Annotated in this window: 20 protein-coding genes; 4 read left to right on the top strand and 16 right to left on the bottom strand. The window is 68.9% G+C overall.

What is annotated here, in order from left to right:
• Window positions 1–13 precede the first annotated feature (13 nt).
• From mltG to QFZ21_RS02150, 6 genes are all read right to left on the bottom strand, one after another.
• Complete coding sequence (mltG, locus tag QFZ21_RS02175) at window positions 14–1597, bottom strand: endolytic transglycosylase MltG (protein WP_307373966.1); 1584 nt, start codon at window positions 1595–1597, stop codon at window positions 14–16.
• Between the two features lie 2 nt (window positions 1598–1599).
• Window positions 1600–2073, bottom strand: a complete 474-nt coding sequence (gene ruvX / locus QFZ21_RS02170) for a Holliday junction resolvase RuvX (protein WP_307373963.1) — start codon at window positions 2071–2073, stop codon at window positions 1600–1602.
• On the bottom strand, window positions 2070–4730 hold the full coding sequence (gene alaS / locus QFZ21_RS02165; protein WP_307373961.1) for an alanine--tRNA ligase: 2661 nt from the start codon (window positions 4728–4730) through the stop codon (window positions 2070–2072). Before alaS ends, ruvX begins: the two co-directional genes overlap by 4 nt.
• 52 nt (window positions 4731–4782) lie before the next feature.
• On the bottom strand, window positions 4783–4971 hold the full coding sequence (locus tag QFZ21_RS02160; RefSeq protein ID WP_307373959.1) for a hypothetical protein: 189 nt from the start codon (window positions 4969–4971) through the stop codon (window positions 4783–4785).
• Between the two features lie 116 nt (window positions 4972–5087).
• Entirely contained in the window at window positions 5088–5717 is a 630-nt protein-coding gene (gene rpsD, locus QFZ21_RS02155) for a 30S ribosomal protein S4 (protein ID WP_045280244.1), read from the bottom strand.
• Between the two features lie 167 nt (window positions 5718–5884).
• Complete coding sequence (locus QFZ21_RS02150) at window positions 5885–7258, bottom strand: replication-associated recombination protein A (protein WP_307373956.1); 1374 nt, start codon at window positions 7256–7258, stop codon at window positions 5885–5887.
• A gap of 126 nt (window positions 7259–7384) precedes the next feature.
• Between QFZ21_RS02150 and QFZ21_RS02145 the strand changes: the two genes are divergently transcribed.
• Together QFZ21_RS02145 and QFZ21_RS02140 are read left to right on the top strand one after the other, a co-directional pair.
• On the top strand, window positions 7385–7714 hold the full coding sequence (locus QFZ21_RS02145) for a hypothetical protein (protein ID WP_307373954.1): 330 nt from the start codon (window positions 7385–7387) through the stop codon (window positions 7712–7714).
• Window positions 7715–7858: 144 nt separating this feature from the next.
• The gene (locus QFZ21_RS02140) at window positions 7859–8761 is read left to right on the top strand and encodes a formate/nitrite transporter family protein (RefSeq protein ID WP_307373952.1); all 903 of its coding nucleotides are present in this window, start codon (window positions 7859–7861) and stop codon (window positions 8759–8761) included.
• Between the two features lie 54 nt (window positions 8762–8815).
• Here the strand turns inward: QFZ21_RS02140 and QFZ21_RS02135 are convergent, their stop codons facing one another.
• The 4 genes from QFZ21_RS02135 to nirB are packed head-to-tail and all read right to left on the bottom strand — an operon-like array spanning window position 8816 to window position 13726.
• A complete protein-coding gene (locus tag QFZ21_RS02135) occupies window positions 8816–9943 on the bottom strand; it encodes a uroporphyrinogen-III synthase (RefSeq protein ID WP_307373949.1) in 1128 nt (375 codons plus the stop codon).
• On the bottom strand, window positions 9940–10755 hold the full coding sequence (gene cobA / locus QFZ21_RS02130) for a uroporphyrinogen-III C-methyltransferase (protein WP_307373947.1): 816 nt from the start codon (window positions 10753–10755) through the stop codon (window positions 9940–9942). Before cobA ends, QFZ21_RS02135 begins: the two co-directional genes overlap by 4 nt.
• Window positions 10752–11150, bottom strand: coding sequence for a nitrite reductase small subunit NirD (nirD, locus tag QFZ21_RS02125; protein WP_307373945.1), 399 nt, complete (start codon window positions 11148–11150; stop codon window positions 10752–10754). The genes cobA and nirD overlap by 4 nt, the downstream gene beginning before the upstream one ends.
• Window positions 11147–13726 carry a nitrite reductase large subunit NirB gene (gene nirB, locus QFZ21_RS02120; protein ID WP_307373943.1) on the bottom strand — a complete coding sequence of 860 codons (2580 nt, stop codon included), beginning with the start codon at window positions 13724–13726 and terminating at the stop codon, window positions 11147–11149. Before nirB ends, nirD begins: the two co-directional genes overlap by 4 nt.
• 215 nt (window positions 13727–13941) lie before the next feature.
• Here nirB and QFZ21_RS02115 point away from each other — a divergent pair, with 215 nt between their 5' ends.
• Together QFZ21_RS02115 and QFZ21_RS02110 are read left to right on the top strand one after the other, a co-directional pair.
• Complete coding sequence (locus QFZ21_RS02115) at window positions 13942–15294, top strand: DUF349 domain-containing protein (protein ID WP_307373941.1); 1353 nt, start codon at window positions 13942–13944, stop codon at window positions 15292–15294.
• Between the two features lie 64 nt (window positions 15295–15358).
• Window positions 15359–15910, top strand: coding sequence for a type IV toxin-antitoxin system AbiEi family antitoxin (locus QFZ21_RS02110; RefSeq protein WP_307373939.1), 552 nt, complete (start codon window positions 15359–15361; stop codon window positions 15908–15910).
• Here QFZ21_RS02110 and QFZ21_RS02105 read toward each other — a convergent pair.
• The 6 genes from QFZ21_RS02105 to ruvA form a co-directional block, all read right to left on the bottom strand.
• A complete protein-coding gene (locus tag QFZ21_RS02105; RefSeq protein ID WP_307373937.1) occupies window positions 15897–18149 on the bottom strand; it encodes a bifunctional (p)ppGpp synthetase/guanosine-3',5'-bis(diphosphate) 3'-pyrophosphohydrolase in 2253 nt (750 codons plus the stop codon). The genes QFZ21_RS02110 and QFZ21_RS02105 overlap by 14 nt on opposite strands.
• Before the next feature lie 69 nt (window positions 18150–18218).
• Window positions 18219–19208, bottom strand: a complete 990-nt coding sequence (gene secF, locus QFZ21_RS02100; protein ID WP_307373935.1) for a protein translocase subunit SecF — start codon at window positions 19206–19208, stop codon at window positions 18219–18221.
• A complete protein-coding gene (gene secD, locus QFZ21_RS02095) occupies window positions 19208–20974 on the bottom strand; it encodes a protein translocase subunit SecD (protein ID WP_307373933.1) in 1767 nt (588 codons plus the stop codon). Before secD ends, secF begins: the two co-directional genes overlap by 1 nt.
• Before the next feature lie 55 nt (window positions 20975–21029).
• Window positions 21030–21425 carry a preprotein translocase subunit YajC gene (yajC, locus tag QFZ21_RS02090; protein ID WP_373426034.1) on the bottom strand — a complete coding sequence of 132 codons (396 nt, stop codon included), beginning with the start codon at window positions 21423–21425 and terminating at the stop codon, window positions 21030–21032.
• Between the two features lie 78 nt (window positions 21426–21503).
• Complete coding sequence (gene ruvB / locus QFZ21_RS02085) at window positions 21504–22532, bottom strand: Holliday junction branch migration DNA helicase RuvB (protein ID WP_307373929.1); 1029 nt, start codon at window positions 22530–22532, stop codon at window positions 21504–21506.
• On the bottom strand, window positions 22525–23145 hold the full coding sequence (ruvA, locus tag QFZ21_RS02080; protein WP_307373927.1) for a Holliday junction branch migration protein RuvA: 621 nt from the start codon (window positions 23143–23145) through the stop codon (window positions 22525–22527). Before ruvA ends, ruvB begins: the two co-directional genes overlap by 8 nt.
• Window positions 23146–23154 lie beyond the last annotated feature (9 nt).

The following is a 23154-nucleotide window of genomic DNA, read 5'->3' as shown; positions in this document are numbered from 1 at the left end:
TTCGACGTGCCGACTACCCGGCGTAGCAGCCGGCGTCGGGGTTGTCCTTGCACCATGCGTGCAGCTTCTTCTCCGCCTCCTGCTGTTCCGCGTAGGTCGCAGAGAAGACCGTTTCGCCGCTGTTCAGATTCACCGTGACGAAGTAGAACCAGGGCCCATCCGCGGGATGCATGGCCGCGTCGATCGCGGCGTCCGTCGCCGTCGCGATCGGCCCCTTCGGCAGCCCCGGATGGATGTAGGTGTTCCAGGGGTTCGGGTCGGTGAGCGCCTTCTCAGAGGACCCCGCGGCGCCCGCGTGGAGTTCGCCGACGCCGTACTGTGCCGTCGAATCCATCTGCAGAAGCCCGTTGGTCTCGCTGTTGCCCGGCGCGAGACGGTTTTCGATCACCCTCGACACCTTCGGGAAGTCGTCTGTGCGCCCCTCTCGCTGGATGATCGAGGCGATCGTGAGCACCCGCTGCTCATCTCCGGCGGGTACCCCGGCCTTGGTGAGCGACTCCCGAGTGCGATCCACCATGCGCTGCACGACCTGCGCGGCCGTCACGTCGGGGTCGAATTCGTACACGGCGGGGAACAGCCACCCCTCGAGACTGTCTGCCTCGACGCCGTACGCCGATGGATCGGCGATGGCCGCGGTGAAGTCCTCCATCGGCAATCCCATCGTCTCGGCGACGGTCGGGAGGAAGTACTCCAGCGTGGCGCCCTCCGGGATCGAGACCGCGTTCGCGAGTCGGTTGTCCTCGTTCTGGAGCGCAGCGAGGGCGGCCTCTGCCGTCATCTTCTTCTGCAGCTGGTAGACGCCGGGGTAGAAGACGGCGTCAGGGCTCTCCGCGACGAGGTAGTCGTAGAACACGTCCTCGGTCTTTGTCACGCCGGCTTCGAAGAGCGCAACCGACACGGGCTGGCCGGTGTCACCGGAGCGGATAGTGACCGTGGCCTCGCCCGTGGCCTCGCCGGGTTCGAAGTCCTTCGACTCCCCCCAGCCCATGACCTCGTTGATCTTGTCGCCGTAGGTGTTCAGGCCCCACACACCGGCCGCGGCGATGCCGCCGAAGATGACGAGCACGATGATCAGGGCGACCAGGCAGCCCTTGCGACGCTTCTTCTTGGGGCGGCCGGAGTCGACGTGATCGTCGTGCGGCGCGAAGAGATCGTCGAGACCCCCGCCGAGCGGCGGCGCCGGATCCGGGGTGACCGGTCCCGAAGCTGCGGCACCAGATGCTGCGGGGCCGGATGCTGCGGACCCCGCTCCTGCGGATCCTGCCGCTGCCGCGATCGGCACCTCGGAACGGGATTCCGTCGGCCTTGCTGCGCTCTGAGCAGAGTCACCCCCCGCGCCCAACTCGTCGGCGCCGAACAGAGCGTGCACGTCACTCGAGGCATCCGGCTTCACGGCCGGAGAGCCCGACGGATCAGCGGACACCGGCTGCTGCGCACTTGTCGAGCCGGCCGCCTCACGAGCGGCGCGACGCGAACCCGGCGCAGGGGCGCTGTCGTCCACGGTCGGGATCTGATGCGTGGGGTCGGGCAGGTTCTCGAACAGGTCGCCCAACCGGGCGTCCGGATCGTGCTGAGGGGCACTCTCGCGATCAGACATGTTCAGACGGGCTCCTCGTCGGGCGGAATCGTGGCACCGGCCGGGTTCCCGGTGCTCTTCTCCGTGTCGATCGCCTGCTGCAGAAGGACGACGGCGGCGATCTGATCCACAATGCTACGAGACTTCTTCTGTGTTCTCCCAGAGGACCGCAAGGCCGCATTCGCGGTGACGGTGCTCAGACGCTCGTCGACGAGTCGCACCGGCACTCCGCTCCGCTGCTGCAGGGCGGCAGCGAAATCCCGCGCGTCGGTGGTCGAAGCGGTGTCCGCACCCTGCATGTTCACGGGAAGCCCCACCACGTACTCGAGCACGTCGTAGTCTCCCGCGATCGCCATGATCCGGTCTACCGACGTGTCTCCTCGCGGAACCGTCTCGACGGGCACGGCCAGCATGCCGTCGGGGTCGCATCGCGCGACCCCGACCCTGGCCCGGCCCACATCGATGCCGATGCGCACCCCACGGCGGAAGCCGCTCACGCGACGTGCAGCTCCTGAGAGATGGCCTCCAGCGCGGCAGGCAGCGCCGCAGCATCCGCCCCACCGCCCTGGGCGACGTCGTCACGTCCGCCGCCACCACCGCCGAGCACACCGGCGGCCCGCTTCGCGAGCGCACCCGCCTTCGCGCCGGCCGTACGGGCGGCATCATTCGTCGCGACGACGACGACCGGACGACCGTTGACGACGGCGCCGAGCGCCACGACGGCGGCATCCGAGCCGAGCCGGTCGCGCACACCGATGACGATGTCGCGCACGTCGTCGGCAGAGGCGACGTCGCCGAGCGACTGAGCAGCGACCAGGAACGAGCCGACCCGCTGGGCGGCATCGGCGATCGCGGGCACCTGACCGGCGCGCTCCTTGGCCTCGAACTGCGCGATGCGCTTCTCGGCGGCCTTCAGGCTCGCCGCGAGGTCGGCGATGCGCTCGGGGAGCTGCTCGCGCGGGGTCTTCAGGGAGCTCGTCAGTTGCGACACGAGTGCACGCTCCGCAGCGAGCTCCCGGAACGCGTCCGCGCCGACCAGCGCCTCGATGCGGCGGTTGGAGGCACCGACAGACGACTCCGCGACCACGCTGACCAGCCCGATCTCGGCGCTCGACGACACATGCGTCCCGGCGCAGAGCTCACGCGACCACGGACCGCCGATGTCGACCATGCGCACCACGTCGCCGTACTTCTCGCCGAAGAGCGCCATCGCACCGGCCTCCTTGGCCTCGTCGAGCGAGATGATGCGCGTGGTCACCTCGAGGGCGTCCTGCACGGCGCGGTTGGTGATCTCCTCGATCTCGGAACGGGTCTCTCCGGAAAGTGCCTGCGCCCACGAGAAGTCGAACCGCATGTACCCGGCGCGGTTCAATGAACCGGCCTGGGTCGCCGTGGAGCCGAGCGTGTCGCGCAGCGCGGCGTGCACGAGGTGCGTCGCCGAGTGGGCCTGACGCGCGGCCCGGCGGTTCGCTGCGTCGACCACGGTCGTGGCCGCGTCGTCGACCGCCACGCTGCCGCGGGTGACCTCGACCGTGTGGCTGATGAGCCCGGGCACCGGACGCTGCACGTCGAGCACCTCGAGTTCGAACCCGGGCCCGACGATGGTCCCCTTGTCGGCGACCTGTCCGCCGGACTCGGCGTACAGGGTCGTCTCGGCGAGCACGACCTCGGCGATCTGCCCCTCGGAGGCGCTGCGCACGACGGCGCCGTCGACGAGGATGCCGAGGATCCGGGACTCCACCTCGAGCGCGGTGTAGCCGTCGAAGCCCGTCTCGCCGAGCGAACGCAGGTCGCGATACACCGAGACGTCGGCGAGCTGACGCTTGCGGTTGCGGGCGTCGGCCTTGGCGCGCTGGCGCTGCTCCTGCATCAGGGTGTCGAAGGCCGTGCGGTCCACGTCGAGACCGGCCTCCTCTGCGACCTCGAGGGTGAGGTCGATCGGGAACCCGTAGGTGTCGTGCAGCAGGAACGCCTCGGGTCCGCTGAGGGTCTTCCCGCCGCCCTGCTTGGTCTGATCGAGCGCGAGGTCGAGGATGGTCGACCCCGATGCCAGGGTGCGGCGGAAGGTCTCCTCTTCGGCGAAGGCCGATGCGGACAGCGTCGACCAGTCCCGCTCCAGCTCGGGGTACGCCGACTTCATCGCGTCACGCGAGGTGGCGAAGAGTTCAGGGAAGACGGGCTCGTCGACGCCGAGCAGGCGCATGGAGCGCACCGTGCGACGCATCAGGCGTCGGAGGATGTAGCCGCGTCCTTCATTGGACGGCCGGACCCCGTCGGAGAGCAGCATGAGTGACGACCGCACATGATCCGCGACGACACGGAAGCGGACGTCGTCCTCGTGCACCGCCCCGTACGTGCGTCCCGAGAGCTCGATGGCGCGATCGAGAACCGGCCGCACCTGGTCGCTCTCGTACATGTTCTCGACGCCCTGCTTGAGGAAAGCGACGCGCTCGAGACCCATGCCGGTGTCGATGTTCTTCATCGGCAGCTCGCCGACGATGTCGAACTCGGTCTTGCCGCGGATGTTCTCGATGAAGTCCTGCATGAACACGAGGTTCCAGATCTCCAGGAACCGCGAGTCGTCGACGGCGGGGCCGCCGTCCTTGCCGTAGGCCGGTCCGCGGTCGAAGAAGATCTCGGAGTCGGGCCCGCCGGGTCCCGGCTGACCGGTGTTCCAGTAGTTGTCTGCCCGCCCGAGGCGCTGGATGCGCTCCGGCTTCAGCCCGATGATGTCGCGCCAGATCGCCTCGGCCTCGTCGTCGGTCTCGTAGACGGTGACCCAGAGGTCCTTCTCGTCGAAGCCGAGACCGCCGTCGGACTCGGAGCTCGTGAGCAGCTCCCAGGCGTAGCGGATCGCGCCTTCCTTGAAGTAGTCGCCGAACGACCAGTTGCCGAGCATCTGGAAGAACGTGCCGTGACGGGCGGTCCGGCCGACCTCTTCGATGTCGTTGGTGCGGATGCACTTCTGCACGTCGGCGATGCGCGGATGCGGCGCGGGGACGACGCCCGTGAGGTACGGGATCATCGGCACCATGCCGGCGACCGTGAAGAGCAGGGAGGGATCGTCGCTGACCAGAGAGGCCGACGGGACGATGACATGGTCGTTCTTCTCGAAGAAGTCGAGGTAACGCTGCGCGATCTCCGCAGTTTTCATAGAGTGCCGGGTGTCCTTGCGTGAAGATGCAGCGCCGAGGCGCGGCGAGGGATCAGTTGTCGCCCGGCTCCGTGAGCCGTGCCTCCTGCTCGCGGTAGGCGTCGCCCAGGGCCGCCGTGAATCCGTTGATCCTGGCGTCGACCTCGGCGAGGATGTCGTGACCGCGCGGGTCCTTGTTCATGAAATGAGCCGCGACGAAGCCGCCGATCAGACCGATCAGGAACCACCGCATGTTCTTCATGTCATCATCCTTGCCCGTGATCCGCGAAGGCGCGGTTTCACCATCGTATGCGCAAACGACAGGAGGCGTCGGGTTGCCCCGACGCCTCCTGCGTGATTGCGCGTGATGCGCGAGACTCAGCGAGCCGCGTAGTACTCGACGACGAGCTGCACTTCGCAGGTCACGGGGACCTCGGCGCGCTTCGGACGACGGAGCAGACGAGCCTGGAGCTTGTCGAGCTCGACCTCGAGGTAGCCGGGAACGGGAGGCAGGACCTCGGCGTGACCGCCGGCTGCTGCGACCTGGAAGGGCTCGGTGCCCTCGCTCTTGGCCTTGACGTGGATGAGCTGACCCGGCTTCACGCGGAACGACGGGCGGTCGACGAGCTGGCCGTCGACGAGGATGTGACGGTGCACGACGAGCTGGCGAGCCTGCGCGGTGGTGCGGGCGAAGCCCGAACGCACGACGAGCGCGTCGAGACGCATCTCGAGCAGCTCGACCAGGTTCTCACCGGTCAGGCCGTCCTGACGACGAGCCTCGTTGAAGGTGTTTCGCATCTGCTTCTCGCGGATGCCGTACTGCTCGCGAAGACGCTGCTTCTCACGCAGACGGACGGCGTAGTCGCTGTCTGCCTTGCGCTTGGTGCGGCCGTGCTCACCCGGAGCGTAGGGACGCTTCTCGAGGTAGCGGGCGGCCTTCGGGGTGAGCGGGATGCCGAGTGCGCGGCTGAGGCGCACCTTGCGGCGGTCCTGGGACTTCGTGGTCACGAAGCTGTCCTTCCGATGACGTGGTCGCGTCTTTCACGACTCACGGACGTATCGTCCGCGTTCTGCCTGGGAGCGCACGCCGGGGCGCCAGCAAGGTGGGGTGTGAACGAGGAGATGCCCGAAAACACGGTTTCGAGCCGATCAAGTCTAACAGATCGCGGTACCGCTCAACGATCTCCGAGAATTCGGCGGATCCGCTCGAGGCGGGCGGCGATGTCGCGCTCGGCACCGAGCGCCTTCGGCTCGTAGTAGCGCCTGCCGTCGAGCTCGTCGGGAAGATACTGCTGCGGCACGACGCCGTACTCGCTGTCGTGCGAGTAGACATACCCCTTTCCGTGGCCGAGACGCTTGGCCCCCGGATAGTGCGCGTCGCGGAGATGCAGGGGCACACGGCCGAACCCCCCGCCCCGGATGTCGGCGATCGCGGCATCGATCCCGACATAGGCGGCGTTCGACTTGGCGGTGGTGGCGAGGTACACGGTCGCCTCCGCCAGCGGGATCCGTCCCTCGGGCATGCCGATGAAGGCCACGGCGTCGGCGGCGGCCACCGCGATCACGAGTCCCTGAGGGTCGGCGAGGCCGACGTCTTCGGATGCCGAGATCACCAGGCGTCGCGCGATGAAACGGGGGTCCTCCCCCGCCTCGATCATGCGCGCCAAGTAATGCAGGGCAGCATCCGGGTCGGATCCTCTGATCGACTTGATGAACGCGCTGATCACGTCGTAGTGCTCGTCACCCTGGCGGTCGTAGCGCAGCAGCGCCTTGTCGACGGCCTGCGCGACGTCGTCGGCTGACACCTCGGGCACAGGGGCGGCGTCGTCGGTCTTCTTCTTGCCCTTGGCCTTCGCGCTCCCGCCCGACGCATGCGAGAGTGCGACGGCCGCGCCGGCCTCGAGTCCGGTGAGGGCGCGCCGGGCATCACCGGATGCGAGACGGATCAGCGCCGACCGGGCCTCCGCGCTCAGTGTCACCGTGCCGTTGAGTCCTCGCGCGTCGTCGACCGCACGATCGATGAGGAGCCCGATGTCATCGTCGGTGAGCGGCTGCAGCGTCAGCAGCAGGGACCGGGACAGCAGCGGCGAGATCACCGAGAACGATGGGTTCTCGGTCGTCGCGGCGATCAGGATCACCCAGCCGTTCTCGACTCCGGGGAGCAGGGCGTCCTGCTGCGCCTTGGTGAAGCGGTGGATCTCATCGAGGAACAGGATCGTCGTCTGCCCGTAGAGGTCGCGCTGGGTGATGGCCTCCTGCATCACCTCGCGCACGTCTTTGACACCGGCCGTGATGGCCGACAGTTCGACGAAGCGCCGGCCGGACGACCGCGCGATCGCCTGCGCGAGGGTGGTCTTGCCGGTGCCCGGCGGACCCCACAGGATGATGGACACGGCGCCGGGCGAGGTCGCATCCGGATCGGCCAGCGCCACGATCGGAGATCCGGCGCGCAGCAGATGACGTTGACCAGCGACCTCGTCGAGAGACACCGGGCGCATGCGCACGGCGAGGGGCGTCTGCCCGGAGAGCAGCGCGGCAGGAGACGTCATCCCTCCAGGCTACTGGCGGGGCCACGACACTGACGCAACGCTCAGCGCACCCCGTCCACCCCGGTAGGCTCTCAGGCGACATCGAGCGCAGATGAGCGCAGCAGCACGGAACGGGAGACCCAGGGCATGGCCGCACGCGGTTCCAGGAGCACACGGCAGGAGCGCGCTCAGGCCGAGCGCACTCGTCTGCACACCGCACGGACGATCTGGCACCAGAGTCAGATCCGGCGGCGGGTGCGGGACAACGCGGTCGCGGCGATCGTCGGAGCCCTCATCGTCATCGCGGCGATCGGCAGCCAGGTCGTGCACGCCCAGGTCACCGCCCCGGAACCGACGCCCACGCCGACCCCGACGGTCGAGCCGACGACGCCGCCCGCGGAGACGCCTGCGCCCACCCCCGGCACGACACCGGGGACCACTCCGGCGCCGATCCCATCGGACACCCCGGCCGAGTGATCGCTCCCCTCACACGCGTGCGGTCGCGATGTGAGCGCTTCGCACCACAGCTGTAACGCCGCGCACGACTGACCGAAACTCCCGTGGACGACTCTGGGCACAGCGAGCATCATGCTCCCCGAGTCCCCCACCTGGAGGTCGCCCGTGTCCTACGTCAAGCCCGCCGAACTCGTCACCCGCATGGTCGATGCCGGTGCCTACAAGATCCAGATGTCCACCCGCGACACTCTGATCCGCTCCTTCATGGGGGCAGCCCTGCTCACGATCGCCGCGGCCTTCGCGGTGACCGTCTCCACCAACACCGGGCAGCCGCTCCTCGGCGCGATCCTCTTCCCGGTCGGCTTCGTCATCCTCTACCTGCTCGGCTACGACCTGCTCACCGGCGTCTTCACGCTGGCGCCGCTCGCCGTGCTGGACCGACGTCCCGGGGCCACCCTCGGCGGCATGTTCCGCAACTGGGGCCTGGTGTTCCTCGGCAACTTCGGCGGCGCGTTCCTTGTCGCGGTCCTGATGGCGATCTACTTCACCTACGGGTTCAGCACCGAGCCCAGCGCCGTCGGGCACGCCATCGGCGAGATCGGTCACGGTCGCACCGTCGGGTACGCCGAGCACGGCGTGGGCGGGATGCTCACCCTGTTCATCCGCGGCGTCCTCTGCAACTGGATGGTCTCCACGGGCGTCGTCCTCGCGATGATCTCGGACAACGTCGTCGGCAAGATCGTCGCGATGTGGCTGCCCATCATGCTGTTCTTCTACATGGGCTTCGAGCACTCGATCGTGAACATGTTCCTGTTCCCGTCCGGCCTCCTCCTCGGCGCCGACTTCACGATCATGGACTACCTGATCTGGAACGAGATCCCGACCGTCGTCGGCAACCTCGTCGGTGGCCTCCTGTTCGTCGCCCTGCCGCTGTACATCACCTACGGCAAGACGGCGACGCGCAAGGTCCGCGTGCCGCGCACCAAGACCGCCCCGGCGGCCGCAGCGCAGGCTCCGGCATCCGTCGTCCTCGCCGACCGTGCGGCCGAGCCGGTGAACGTCGGCTGACCCCACCGGAAGAAAGCGGATGCCCGGCGAGTTCGCTCGCCGGGCATTTCCGCGTCAGTACTCGGTGACCGCGAGGCGGTAACCGCGCTTCACGACGGTCTGGACGAGGTCCACACCGCAGAGCGCTTCGCGGAGCCTCGCCACTGCCACCTCGACCGCGTGACCGTTGCGTTCGCCGCCCGGCAGCAGACGGCCGATCTCGGCGCGGGACAGCACCCGTCCGCCCGCGACGAACAGCGCCTCGATGAGTCCGGCGGAGGTGCGCGACAGCGGGACGAAGCGGCTGTCGATGAGCACACCACCGCTGCGGACTTCGACGATGCCGGCATCCGTCAGCAGTGACGGCGCGCGGCCGCCGCCGAAATGCGCGATCACACACCGGGCGAGCGAACCCAGGCGACCCCGGTCCGCGATCGTCGTCGGCAGGTCCGCCGCCAGGAGCGGCCCGGCCGTGATCGGCCCGACGGCGGCGAGCAGCAGCCTGCCCGTGACCGCGCGGCGGCGGATGTCGTCGAGCGCCTCGGCCTGCTCGGCGACGGCGAGCCAGGATGCTGCGCCCGGAGCGGAGGTGAACAGCACCGCATCGGCCTCACCGGAACCGGCGTGCAGGGCGGAACGACGCACGACCTCGGGATCCGACGGTGGACCCCAGCGGTACACCGTCACGCTCAGCACGTCGGCGCCAGCGCCGGCGAGGAGCTCGTCGAGTCCGTCCGATCCCGCTCCGTGATGCTGCACGACGATGCGTTTTCCCGCGATGCCGGAGGCCAAGAGGTACTCGCCGACCTCCGTCGACGTCTCCGACTCGGCCACCCAGTCGGCCGTGAACCCGGCCTGCTGGATGGCCCCGTGAGCCTTCGGACCTCGCGCGACGAAGTGGGCTCCTCGCAGAGCATCGGCGATGCCCTCGTCGAGCCCGTGCTCGTGCGCCGCGTCCATCCAGCCGCGGAACCCGACGCCCGTGGTCACGACGACGATGTCGGGCGGCGAGGCGATCAGTTCCTCCGTACGACGCATCAGCTCCGCGTCATCCGCATTGGCGACGATGCTCAATGCGGGTGCGCGCTGCACCTGTGCGCCGCGTCTCTCGAGTGCGGTGGCGAGGTCGAGCGAACGACGATCGGCTGCCACGATGATCGTGCAGCCGGCGAGAGCGGATTCGAGAACGGTCGGGGAACTCACGCAGTGCTCTCCGCGAAGGACGAGGGCGACGGGAGCAGGAGCCCGGCCCGTGCGACGTCGCCGATCACGATCACGGCCGGATTGACCACGGCCGCCTCTGTCGCGTCCGCCAGTACCGCACCGAGGGTGCTGCGGATCGTCCGCTGCTGCGGCGTGTGCCCGTTCTCCACGATCGCCACCGGGCGGTCGGCAGGCACACCGTGCCGCAGAGCGGAGCCGACGAGCCGCGGCAGCGCGGCGACCCCCATCAGCACGACCGTCGTGACGGACGCATCGGCCAAGGAGGAGAGAGCGCTGTCGGTGAAGGGACCCTGGCCGTTCACGACGTGGAGCGCCGAGGCGACGCCCCGGTGCGTCACGGGGATCCCGGCCGCCTGCGGCACGGAGATCGCGGAGCTGACGCCCGGCGTCACGCTGACCGGCACGCCCGCAGCCTCGCAGGCGAGCACTTCTTCGCCGCCGCGCCCCAGGACGAACGGATCACCGCCCTTCAGACGCACGACCCGCTTCCCCGCGCGCGCATGATCGACGAGCAGCGCATTGATCTGCGCCTGCGGAACAGGGTGATGGCCAGGGCGCTTGCCGACGTCGATCACCAGCACGCCGGACCGCAGTTGAGCCCGGACCTCATCGGCCGGTCCGAGCCGATCGGCCACGACGACGTCGGCCTCGGCCAGCAGGCGATGAGCGCGCAGGGTCATCAGGTCCGCGGGCCCCGGACCGCCTCCGATCAGGTCGACCCGTCCGACCCGCGTCGCCGACGAACGGAACGTGGTGCCCGGAGCGCGCAGTCGCCGGAGCAGCGCCCTCATGCGCCCGCCTCCGTCGAGAGTGCGGCCGGTGATGACGCGGGTTCGGCGACGTCGAGGAGGACGTCGCCGTCGATCACGTGCACCGGCCACACCCGCAGCGCGGCATCCGGCTTGCCCTGCGTCTCCAGGCAGATACCGGTCCGCAGGTCGAAGACCTGCTTGTGCAGGGGCGAAGCGACGGTCGGCGAGTCGCCCCTGGTCCCGACGATGCCGCGGGAGATGACGTTCGCGCCGCTGTAGGGGTCGAGGTTCGACACCGCATGCACGTGTCCGTCCGCGAGCAGGAAGAGCGCCGCCTGCCCGCCATCGAGGAGCGCGGCCCGACCGCGCTCGACCTCGAGGTCGGTGACCGCGCACACGCGCACCAGCGTCGTCTCCGCGACCGCCCCGCTCATCGCCGCACCTCCAGCGCCGTGCCGGCGATGAGCACTCCGCCGGAGCGCCGCTCCTCGGGGGTGGCCGGTCGGATCTGTCCCCGCTCGGCGACGTACGCGAGCGAGGGATCCGGAGTGTCCGCCGCGTTGACGAAGGACCGGAAACGCTCGAGCTTCTGCGGATCCCGCAGGGTCGCGGCCCACTCGTCCTCGTACCGTTCCACGTGCTGCGCCATGGCGGCGTCAAGGTCATCGCAGATGCCGAGGGTGTCGTCGAAGATCACCCCGCGCAACCCGTCGAGGCCGCCCTCGATCTCCTCGCACCAGGGAGCCGTGCGCTGCAGACGGTCGGCCGTGCGGATGTAATACATGAAGAAGCGGTCGATCGCCCGGATCAGCCCCTCGTCGTCCAGATTCGACGCGAAGAGCTGCGCATGCCGCGGGGTGAAGCCGCCGTTGCCGCCGACGTACATGTTCCAGCCCGTCTCCGTCGCGATCACGCCGACATCCTTCCCGCGGGCCTCCGCGCACTCGCGGGCACACCCCGAGACGCCGAGTTTCAGCTTGTGCGGGGCCCGCAGCCCCCGGTAGCGCAGCTCGAGCTGCACCGCCATGCCCACCGCGTCGAGCACGCCGAAGCGGCACCAGGTCGAGCCCACGCACGACTTCACGGTCCGCAGGGACTTGCCATAGGCATGGCCCGACTCGAAGCCGGCGTCGACGAGTCGCTCCCAGATCAGCGGCAGCTGCTCGAGCCGGGCGCCGAACATGTCGATCCGCTGCCCGCCGGTGATCTTCGTGTACAGCGCGAAGTCCTTCGCGATCTGCCCGATGGCCAGTAGTCCGTCCGGCGTCACCTCGCCGCCCGGCATCCGCGGCACCACCGAATAGGTGCCGTCCTTCTGCATGTTCGCCATCACGTGGTCGTTGGTGTCCTGCAGCGCGGCGTTCTCACCGTCGAGGACGTGCGCGCCCACCAGGCTCGACAGGATGCTGGCGATCGCCGGCTTGCAGATGTCGCAGCCGCGTCCGCGTCCGAAGCGCTCGACGATCGAGCTGAAAGTCGACAGCTCCGCGACGCGCACGGCGTCGAAGAGCTGCCTGCGCGACATGTCGAAGTGCTCGCACAGCGCGTTCGACACGGTCTGGCCGAGCTTCGTGAGCTCCTGACCGACGACCTTCTTGACCATCAGCACACAGGAGCCGCAGGTCGCGCCGGCCTTCGTGCAGCCCTTGACGGCGGCGGCGTCCCGGCAGCCCTCGTCGTGCACGGCCTGACGGATCCGACCGGCCGACACGTTCGAGCACGAGCACACGACGGCCGCATCAGGCAGCTCTCCCCCGGGCGCCTCGACACCGCCCTCCGGAAGCAGATACGCGGCAGGATCGGCGCCGAGCCTTGCACCCACCATCGGCCGGAGCGCGCCGTACGCGCTCGCGTCGCCGATCAGGATGCCGCCGAGCAGCGTCTGCGCGTCGTCGGAGAGCACGAGCTTCTTGTAGACACCCGCGACCGGGTCGGCATAGACCACGTCGAGCGCATCGGGCGTGCGGGCCAGAGCGTCGCCGAAGCTCGCGACGTCGACGCCGGACAGCTTCAGCTTGGCGGACTCGTCGTAGCCCGGGAAGCTCGCTTCACCCCCGAGCAGACGGGTCGCCGCGACCTCGGCCATGGCATAGCCGGGTGCGACCAGCCCGACACAGCGGTCGTCGAAGTTCGCGACCTCGCCGATCGCGAGGATGTCCGGGTCTGACGTGGAGCACCGTTCGTCGATGAGCACGCCGCCGCGCGGGTGCACGTCCAGATCCGCATTGCGCGCGAGCTCGTCGCGCGGGCGCACGCCGACGGTGAACACCACGACATCGGCACGCTGGAAGGAGCCGTCCTGGAACTCGAGGGCGGTCACCGCTCCCGACTCGTCCGGGTCGAGCCGGGTGGTCCGGGCCTGCGTGCGCACGGTGATGCCGCGCGCCTCGAGCAGGCGCTTCAGCATCCCGCCTCCGGCCTGATCGAGCTGCGCCGACATCAGCCTGTCCGAGTACTGCACGACAGTGGTGTCGACCTCCATCCCCTGCAGCGCCCCCGCCGCTTCGAGGCCCAGCAGCCCGCCGCCGATCACCGCGCCGCGCAGCGGACGTCCGAGCGCCGCCGAGCGCGCAGACACGAACTCCCGCAGCGCCGCGACGTCATCGAGCGTGCGGTACACGAAGCATCCGGGTAGATCCGCGCCATCGACGGCGACCCTCGCCGCAAACGAACCCGTCGCGAGCACGAGGGTGTCGTAGCCGTAGGTGCGCCGTGAACGGGTCCGCACCGCACGCCCGGCACGGTCGATGCGCAGCACCCGGTCGTCGGAGATCAGTCGCACGCGCGCATCGGCGAACACCGTGCGGTCGAGTTCCAGGTCGTCGGGCGACGCGCCGGCGAAGAAGCTCGTCAGTCCGACGCGGTCGTAGGGACCGCGGCCCTCGTCGCCGATCACAGTCACGCGTACCTCGGCATCCGCGCGACTGAGCAGACTCTCCACGAACCGATGCGCCACCATCCCCGCTCCGACGACCAGGATCTCGTGCGGCGTGGATGAGGTGTCGTACATGGGGCTCCTGTCGACCGGGGGACTGTCGTGCTGGCGACGATAGGAGCGCGGTGTTTCCCGGATGTGCAGGACTGTGTTTCGTCCGTCGAACGATCTGCTCACAGAACGGTAACGGCGATGTGAGAACTCGGCGGCCTCATCACGAGTGCCGCGGCGTACTAGGCTGAGCCTCGTCCTTTCCGCCTCCCGCGGCCCGACCGCGCAAGGAGAATCACGTGTCTGCCACCGAGCCGTCGAAGCCGACTCCGCCCGTTCCCGCACCCCCCGCCAAGCCCCTGCCCCGAAAGGTGCCGAATCCGGCCGCCGTGGCGCCGGTGACCCCGGCGCCGGCATCCTCCGACTCCTCCGCGGAGTGGGGTCGAGTGTCGGAGGACGGCACCGTCGAGGTTCGCGAGGGCGATGCCTGGCGCGTCGTCGGCCAGTACCCCGACGGAACCCCCGACGAGGCCCTCGCCTACTTCGTGCGCAAGTTCGACGACATCGCCTTCAAGGTGCACGCCCTCGAGCAGCGTCAGCAGGCCGGCGGCGCCTCGGCGAGTGACCTCGCCAAGCAGGCCGCCCACCTCATCGCCGAGGCGACGGATGCCGCCGCCGTCGGTGATCTCGCCGGGCTCCGCGACCGTCTGAACACCCTCACCGCCTCACTGTCGGAGGCGACCGAGCAGGAGGCGCAGCAGGCCAAGGAGCTCGTCGACAAGGCGATCGCCGAGCGCACCGCACTCGTCGAGCGCGCCGAGGCCATCGCCGCCCGCGATCTCAGCAAGGTCCAGTGGAAGCAGGTTACGGCTGAGCTCGGCGAGCTGTTCGACACCTGGCAGGCCCAGCAGCAGAACGGTCCTCGCCTGTCGAAGGGCATCTCCCAGCAGCTCTGGAAGCGGTTCCGCGACGCCCGCGCGATCGTCGACAAGCAGCGCCGCGCCTTCTACTCCGAGCTCGATGACGTGCACAAGTCCGCTCGTGACGCGAAGTCCCGCCTGGTCGAGCGCGCCGAAGCTCTCGCCCCGCGCGGTACCGACGGCATCCCCGCCTACCGCACCCTGCTCGACGAGTGGAAGGCCGCCGGCCGTGCAGGCCGCAAGGCCGACGACGCGCTGTGGGCGAAGTTCAAGGCCGCCGGCGACGCTCTGTACGCCGCCCGCGCCGAGCAGTCCGCCGCGGAGGAGGCCGAGTCCGCACCGAAGATCGAGGCGCGCGAAGCCCTTCTCGAAGAGGCGAAGGCCGTCGCGGACGAGTCGAACATCAAGCGTGCTCGCGCTCTGCTCACGCGCATCCAGCAGCAGTGGGACGAGCTCGGACGGGTATTCCCGCGCGAGAAGGAGCGCGCCCTTGACGATCGCCTGCGCGTGATCGAGCAGGCGCTCAAGGCCCGCGAGGAAGTCGACTGGAAGAAGAACAACCCCGAGACGAAGGCTCGCGCGAACGACATGAGCTCGCAGCTGCTCGAGGCCATCGAGAAGCTCGAGTCCGAGCTCGCCGCCGCGGAGAAGGCCGGCGACAAGAAGGCGGCCAAGGAAGCGACCGAGGCCCTCGAGGCACGTCGTACCTGGCTGAACGCCCTCGGCAGCTGACCGGGTTCTCCACAGCTCGCTCTCAACACCTCGAACGCGGGGTGCACTGCGCCACACTGGCGTGATGCACCCCGCGTTCCTGTATCTGCCCGGCGCGCGGTTCAGCATCGCGGAGCTGAGCGCCGCCCGCATCGACGGGCACGTCGTCGAGGTGGGCGATGCCTACGTCCCCGCCGATCTGGTCGAGGGGCCGGACGTCCGTGCGAGTGCACTGGCCGCCCTCGTCCGCCCGGGGACGGCGGCCTCCGGTCCGACGGCCGCCTGGATTCACGGCGCCGGTGATGCTCCCCCAGCCGTGCATCACGTGAAACGAGCGGTCGACCGCCGGCTCCGCCCCCACACCAGCGCCCGCCTCGTCTTCCACGACACCCTGCTCGCCGCATCGGATCTGCAGCTGATCGGCGGCATCCCCGTGTCGACCCCGGTCCGCACGATGCTCGATCTCGCCACGGGCCTGCACCGCGATCCTCGAATGCTGCCGTGGATGAACCTGCTCGCCGACCTCGATCCGCAGCTCCCGTCGGAGGCGGCCACCCGGCTCGGCGGCATGCGACGCGTGCCGGGGAGCCGCGTCGGCACTGCGGCGCTGGAACGGCTAGCCGTCAGGACGAGGTGACGCGGTAGACGTCGTAGACCGCGTCGATGCGCCGCACCGCGTTCAGCACGCGATCGAGGTGGACGGCGTCGCCCATCTCGAAGACGAAGCGGCTGAGCGCCAGCCGCTCGTCGTTGGTCGTGACGGTCGCCGACAGGATGTTGACGTGGTGCTCGCTGAGCACCCGCGTCACGTCGGAGAGCAGACCGGAGCGGTCGAGTGCCTCGACCTGGATCTGCACCCGGAACACGCTCTTGGTCGTCGGCGCCCAGGAGACGTCGACGAAGCGGTCCTGCTCGGCGCTGAGCGCCTTCACGTTGACGCAGTCCGCGCGGTGCACGGACACGCCGCTGCCGCGGGTCACGAAGCCGACGATCGGGTCACCGGGTACGGGGGTGCAGCACTTGGCGAGCTTGACCAGGATGTCGGCGGCACCGCGCACGAGCACGCCCGAATCACCGGTGCGGGGTTCGCGGGTGGGCACGCTGCCCGGCAGCTCGATGGTTCCGGTCGCCGGGTCGCTCGCGGCGACGAGCGCCGTGACCTTCTCGAGCACCGACTGCGTCGAAACGTGTCCCTCGCCCACGGCGGCGTACAGGGCCGAGACGTCCTCGTAGTGCAGCTGGTGCGCGACCTCGGCGAACGAGTCCTGGCTCATCAGCTTCTGCAGCGGCAGGTTCTGGCGACGCATCGCTCGCGCGATGGCCTCCTTGCCCTGCTCGATCGCCTCTTCGCGACGCTCCTTCGTGAACCATCCGCGGATCTTGTTCCGGGCACGCGTGCTGGCCACGAACCCGAGCCAGTCCTGGCTCGGGCCGGCATCCGGGTTCTTCGAGGTGAACACCTCGACCACGTCGCCGCTCTTGATCTCGGACTCCAGCGGCACGAGGCGTCCGTTGACCTTGGCGCCCATCGTGCGGTGCCCGATCTCGGTGTGCACGGCGTAGGCGAAGTCGACCGGCGTCGCCCCGGCCGGGAGGCCTATGACGCGGCCCTTCGGCGTGAAGACGTAGACCTCCTTCGCACCGATCTCGAACCGCAGGGAGTCGAGGAACTCGCCGGGGTCGGCCGTCTCCGCCTGCCAGTCGGAGATGTGCGCGAGCCAGGCCATGTCGGTGTCGGAGGCGCGGACCTCGGTCTTGCCGCCGCCGTTCATCCGCTCCTTGTACATCCAGTGCGCGGCGACACCGTACTCCGCCTGGTGGTGCATCTCGTGCGTGCGGATCTGGATCTCGACCGTGCGACCCGCCGGACCGATCACGGTGGTGTGCAGCGACTGGTACAGGTTGAACTTGGGGGTGGCGATGTAGTCCTTGAACCGGCCGGGCAGCGGCGTCCAGCGGGCGTGGATCGCACCCAGCACGGCGTAGCAGTCGCGCACCGACGCCACCAGCACGCGGATGCCGATCAGGTCGTAGATGTCGTCGAACTCGCGGCCGCGCACCACCATCTTCTGGTACACCGAGTAGAGCTGCTTCGGGCGACCGACGACCTTCCCGCGAATGCGCAGATCGCGGAGGTCCTCGTCGATCTCCTCGACGACCTGGGCGAGGTACTTCTCGCGCTGCGGCGTGCGCTGGGTGATGAGGCTGTGGATCTCGTTGTAGATCTTCGGGTGGAGCACCGCGAACGAGAGGTCTTCCAGCTCCGACTTGATCGCCTGGATTCCGAGGCGGTTCGCCAGCGGAGCGTAGATCTCCAGCGTCTCCTTGGCCTTCTTCGCCGCCTTCTCCGGCGGGACGAAACCCCAGGTGCGCGCGTTGTGCAGCCGGTCGGCGAGCTTGATGAGCAGCACCCGGATGTCCTTCGACATCGCGACGATCATCTTGCGGACGGTCTCGGCCTGCGCGCTCTCGCCGTACTTGACCTTGTCGAGCTTGGTGACGCCGTCGACGAGCATCGCGACCTCGTCGCCGAACTCCGCCGTCAGGTCGGTCAGCGCGTATCCGGTGTCCTCGACCGTGTCGTGCAGGAGCGCCGCGGCGATCGCGCGGGGTCCGAGACCGAGTTCGGCGAGGATCTGCGCGACCGCGAGCGGGTGCGTGATGTACGGCTCGCCGCTCTGTCGCTTCTGACCCTCGTGCTTTTCCTTCGCGACCGCGTAGGCCCGCTCGATCACCGGGAAGTCGCCGCGCGGATGGTTGGCGCGGACCGTGCGGATCAGGTTGTCGAGGTCGTTGATCCGGGACGCGCGGGAGAAGATGCGGGGCACCAGTCGTCGCAGACTGGATCCCTGCGACGTCGTCTGCGGCTCCGCCATCCACTCACCTCTCGAACCTTCTCATCCTACGCGTACTGTGCGGGACGAGCTCCCGCGGTGAGGGAACGATCAGGCGTCGACGGCCGCCTTGCTGCGGGCTTCGCGGATACGGGCGTCGCGCTCCTTCAGCTGGGGCTCGTTCTCACGGAAGAGCGAGTACAGCGGGGCTGCGACGAACAGCGTCGAATACGTCGCGACGAGGATGCCGACGAAGATCGACAGCGAGATGTCGGTGAGCGATTCGGCGCCGAGCCAGAACGATCCGATGAAGAGGACCGCACCCACCGGGAGCGCCGCGACGACCGAGGTGTTGATCGAGCGCACCAGCGTCTGGTTCACGGCCAGGTTGACCGATTCGCCGAACAGCCGGGCAGACTTCTCACCGTCTTCGGTCGTGTTCTCGCGGATCTTGTCGAACACGACGGTGGTGTCATACAGCGAGTAGGCGAGGATCGTCAGGAAGCCGATCACGGCGGCCGGCGAGATCTCGAACCCGGCCAGCGCGTAGACGCCGACCGTGATGACGAGCACGTCGAGCAGACCGATGATCGCCGCGGCCGACATCTTCCAGGTGCGGAAGTAGATGGCCAGGATCAGGAAGGTCAGGGCGAGGAAGATCGCCAGACCCCAGAGCGACTGCTTGGTGACGTTCTCACCCCAGGCCGGTCCGATGAACGACGACGTGACCGCCTCGGCGTCGACCTTGTAGGCGTCGGCCAGGGCATCGGAGACCTGCTGGGTCTGCTCCGAGCTCATCTGGTCGGTCTGCACCCGGATGTCGACCTTGTTGACGACGACGACCTTGGTCGCAGCACCCGCGACGACGGACTGCACGGCGTCCTTGGCCGTGTCCTGATCGACACTGTCGGGGGCCTGGACGGTGAACTGCGAGCCGCCGGTGAACTCGATCGAGAACTGGATCGGCCGGATGAACGGCACCAGCGCGGAACCGACGACGAGCGCGATCGCGATGATGAACCACAGGCGACGCCTGCCGACGAACGGGAAGGACGTCTTGCCCGAGTAGAGGTTGTTGCCGAACTCATTCATGGAGGGCATCAGGCGTCTCCCTCCCTGGATCCACTGGTAGAACTGTCGGATTTACCCGGTCTCTCTCCTGCGAGAGCTTCCGCGCGTTTGCGTTCGGCGATCGTCTGCCGACGGTCGGCCTCACCGCGGGCGCGGGCGTTCTTCGCTCCGCGGCCGGTGCTCGTGCTGGCGACCTCGCGGAACTGCGACCGGCTCCGGTACACGGCGCCGAGCGCCTCCGGATCGAGCCCCGAGAGCTTGTGACCGCCGCCGAAGAACTTCGTCCGGGCGAGCAGCTGCATCACGGGGTGCGTGAAGATCACGAAGATGAACACGTCGATCAGGGTCGTGAGCCCCAGCGTGAACGCGAAGCCCTTCACCGTCGCATCGGCGAGGATGTACAGCACCACGGCCGCCAGGATGTTGATCGACTTCGAGATGTAGATCGTGCGCTTCGCGCGGCCCCAGCCGTCTTCCACAGCGGAGGTGATGGACTTGCCGTCGCGGAGCTCATCTCGTATTCGCTCGAAGTAGACGATGAACGAGTCGGCCGTGAAGCCGATCGACACGATCAGACCCGCGACACCGGCGAGCGAGAGGCGGAAGCCGAGGCGCCACGCCAGGATGCAGATGATGACATACGTCAGCACCGCCATGACCGCGATCGACGCGATGATCACCGAGCCCAGGGCGCGGTAGACGATGAGCGAGTAGATTGCCACGAGCGCGAGACCGATGAGTCCTGCGATCAGACCGATCTGGAGCTGCTGCGTCCCGAGGGTCGCGGAGACGGTGTCGGAGCTCTGCACGACGAAGCTGAGCGGGAGCGCCCCGAACTTGAGCTGGTCGGCGAGAGTGGTCGCGCTCTCCTGCGTGAAGCTGCCCGAGATGCTGGGGCGGCCGTCGAGAATGACGCCGTTCATCCGCGGTGCGCTGACCACGCGGCCGTCGAGCACGAACGCGAACTGGTCGCGCGGCGACAGTCCGTCGATGCGGTTCTGGTTCAGGCGCGTGCTGACCTTGCCGAAGGCGTCGCCGCCCTCACCGTTCATGGTGAGCTGCACGAGCCAGGCGCCCGACTTCGGGTCGCGACCGGCCGTCGCGTCGGAGATCGCGGTACCGGTGAGCTCGGTCGGACCGAGCAGGAACTTGGCGGCGCCCGTCTCGTCGCACGCGATGACCGGCTGGTCCTGCGGCTCGCGCGACGGGTCGTTCGCCGGGTCGGCGCAGTCGTAGGCCTGGAACTCGGCGAAGAGCTTGTCGGTCACCCAGGACGGATCGCTGGCGTCGGTCGGCTCGGCCGTCGGCGTCGCGTTCAGCGACGGGTCCGGCGAGGGGAAGGGGGTGGAGTTGCCGTCGTCGCCGACGAACTCCGTGCTGGCGGCCGTCGTGAACAGGACCGGCCGGAACTCGAGCTGCGCGCTGGACTGGATGCGATCGCGGGTCTGCTGATCCGCGACACCGGGGATCTGGACGACGATGTTCTGTCCACCCTCGGTGGTGATGTCGGCCTCGGCCACACCCGAGGCGTCGACGCGCTGCCGGATGATGGCGGCGGCCTGGTCGAGCTGCTCCGAGGTGGGCGCGGCGCCGTCCTCCGTCTCGGCGCTCAGGACGATCTGCGTGCCGCCCTGTAGGTCGAGAGCGAGCTCAGGGGACCACGAGCTCGCCGGCTTCCCCTCCCCGACCTTGAAGACGTACACGCCCAGCGAGTTGATGCCGAAGAGCACGCCCGTCACGAGGAGCAGGCCGAGAAGGACCCGCCAGGCGTGACGGACCGGAGAGGATGAAGCCACGTGTGTTCAGCTTTCTGGGATGCCGGAAGAGCGAGGAGCGGAGCAGGCCGCGGTCTTACTTGTCGTCTGCGTCCCGCTCGAGGCGCAGACGCGTCTCTTCGGTGGTCTCGATGGCCGGAGCGGCGGACTCGTCGGCGACCGGAGCGTCGAGCGGGTCGACCTCGTCCTCGACGACGACGTCCTTGGGCTCGACGATGCGCAGGATGGCCTGGCTGTGGACCTCGATGATGGTTCCGGGGGCGATCTCGACGAGCGCCGGGGAGTCCAGGTCCTCAGGGTCGTAGGCCACGATCGTGCCGAAGATGCCGCCCTGCAGGAGCACCTTGACGCCGGGGACGGTCTTGGTCGCCTTCTCCTCCTGCTCGGCCTTCATCTGCTTCGTGCGCTTGCGCGTGTTGAAGATCATGAAGATCAGGAGGACGGCGAGAAGACCGAAGAGGAGGAATTCCATGGGCATGGGGGAAGCGCCTTTCGCAGGTGCACGCACCAGCCTTTGGGCGCACAGAGATATCCGGGAAGTCTTCAGCGATTATAGGTCATCAAGGCGAAGCGTCCCGTCCGGGTGCGGCACGCCGAGATGCGCGTACGCCTCCGGCATCGCGATCCGGCCGCGCGGAGTGCGCCCGAGGAAGCCGATGCGGACCAGATACGGCTCCACCACGCTCTCGACGGTCTCGCCCTCCTCGCCGACCGCGACGGCGAGAGTGCTGAGCCCCACCGGCCCGCCGCGGAACCGTCGGACGAGCGCCTCCAGCACGGCCCGGTCGAGACGATCCAGGCCGATCGCGTCGACGTCGTAGAGCTCGAGGGCCGCACGTACGCCCTCGATGGTCGCCGTCCGCCCACCGCCGTGCACGAGGGCGTAGTCGCGCACGCGTCTCAGGAGCCGGTTCGCGATGCGGGGCGTGCCGCGCGAGCGTCGGGCGATCTCGGCGAGCGAGTCGTGCGGAAGGTCGACCCCGAGCACCAGAGCGGATCGGGAGATGACCTGCTCCAGCTCGTGCTCCTCGTAGAACTCGAGATGGCCGGTGAAGCCGAAGCGGTCGCGCAGCGGATTCGGCAGCAGACCCGACCTCGTCGTCGCGCCGACCAGCGTGAACGGCGCGAGCTCGAGCGGGATGCTGGTGGCGCCGGCGCCCTTGCCGACCATGATGTCGATGCGGTAGTCCTCCATCGCGAGGTAGAGCATCTCCTCCGCGGAGCGCGCCATGCGGTGGATCTCGTCGATGAACAGGACCTCGCCGGGCACCAGGCTGGAGAGCAGCGCCGCGAGATCGCCGGCGTGCTGGATCGCCGGACCGCTCGACAGCCGCAGGGGCCGCTCGCTCTCGTGCGCGACGATCATCGCCAGCGTGGTCTTGCCGAGTCCCGGAGGCCCTGCCAAAAGGATGTGGTCGGCCGGTCGGCTCTGGATGCGCGCCGCGTCGAGCAGCAGCTGCAGCTGGCCGCGCACCTTCTGCTGCCCGACGAACTCGCCGAGGCTGGTGGGGCGCAGCGCGCCCTCGATCGCGAGCTCGGTCTCGTCGGCGGGCTCTGCCGCATCGCGGGCGTCAGACACGCGTCTGGCTCCCCTGTGCCGGTCCCAGCATCGCGAGCGTGCGGCGCAGGAGCGAAGCGACCGAGCCCTTCTCGGCGTCGGTCGCGTCGGCGGCGGTCTGCGTCGCGGCCTCGGTCGCGACCTTCTCCGACCAGCCGAGCCCGACGAGTGCGGCGGCGACCTGCGAGACGACGTCGTTGCCCGATCCCGCTGCGGACTTCGCGACAGCCGACACCGGGTGCACCTTGCCGGCGAGCTGCAGCACGATGAGCTTGGCGGTCTTCGGGCCGATGCCCGACACTCGCCGGAACGGACCATCGTCCTCGCCGGTCACCGCCTCGGCGATCTGATCGACCGTGAGATGCGAGAGCACGCCGAGCGCCGACTTGGGACCCACTCCGGTGACGCTGATCAGCAGGCCGAAGATCTCCAGCTCACCGCGATCCGCGAAGCCGTACAGCGACAGTGCATCCTCGCGGACGATCAGGCTGGTGTGTAGGAGCAGGCGTTCCCCCACCGTCGCAGTGTGCGCGACGTCGCTCGGCACGGCGACGGAGAACCCGACGCCGCCCACGTCGATGATGACCTGATCGGACGTGGCGTGCAGGACGACACCGTGCAGGGAGGAGATCATCCGCTCAGC

The sequence above is a fragment of the Microbacterium sp. W4I20 genome (genome assembly GCF_030816505.1).
Lineage (GTDB): Bacteria > Actinomycetota > Actinomycetes > Actinomycetales > Microbacteriaceae > Microbacterium.
This window is presented reverse-complemented; position numbering and strand designations above follow the sequence as displayed.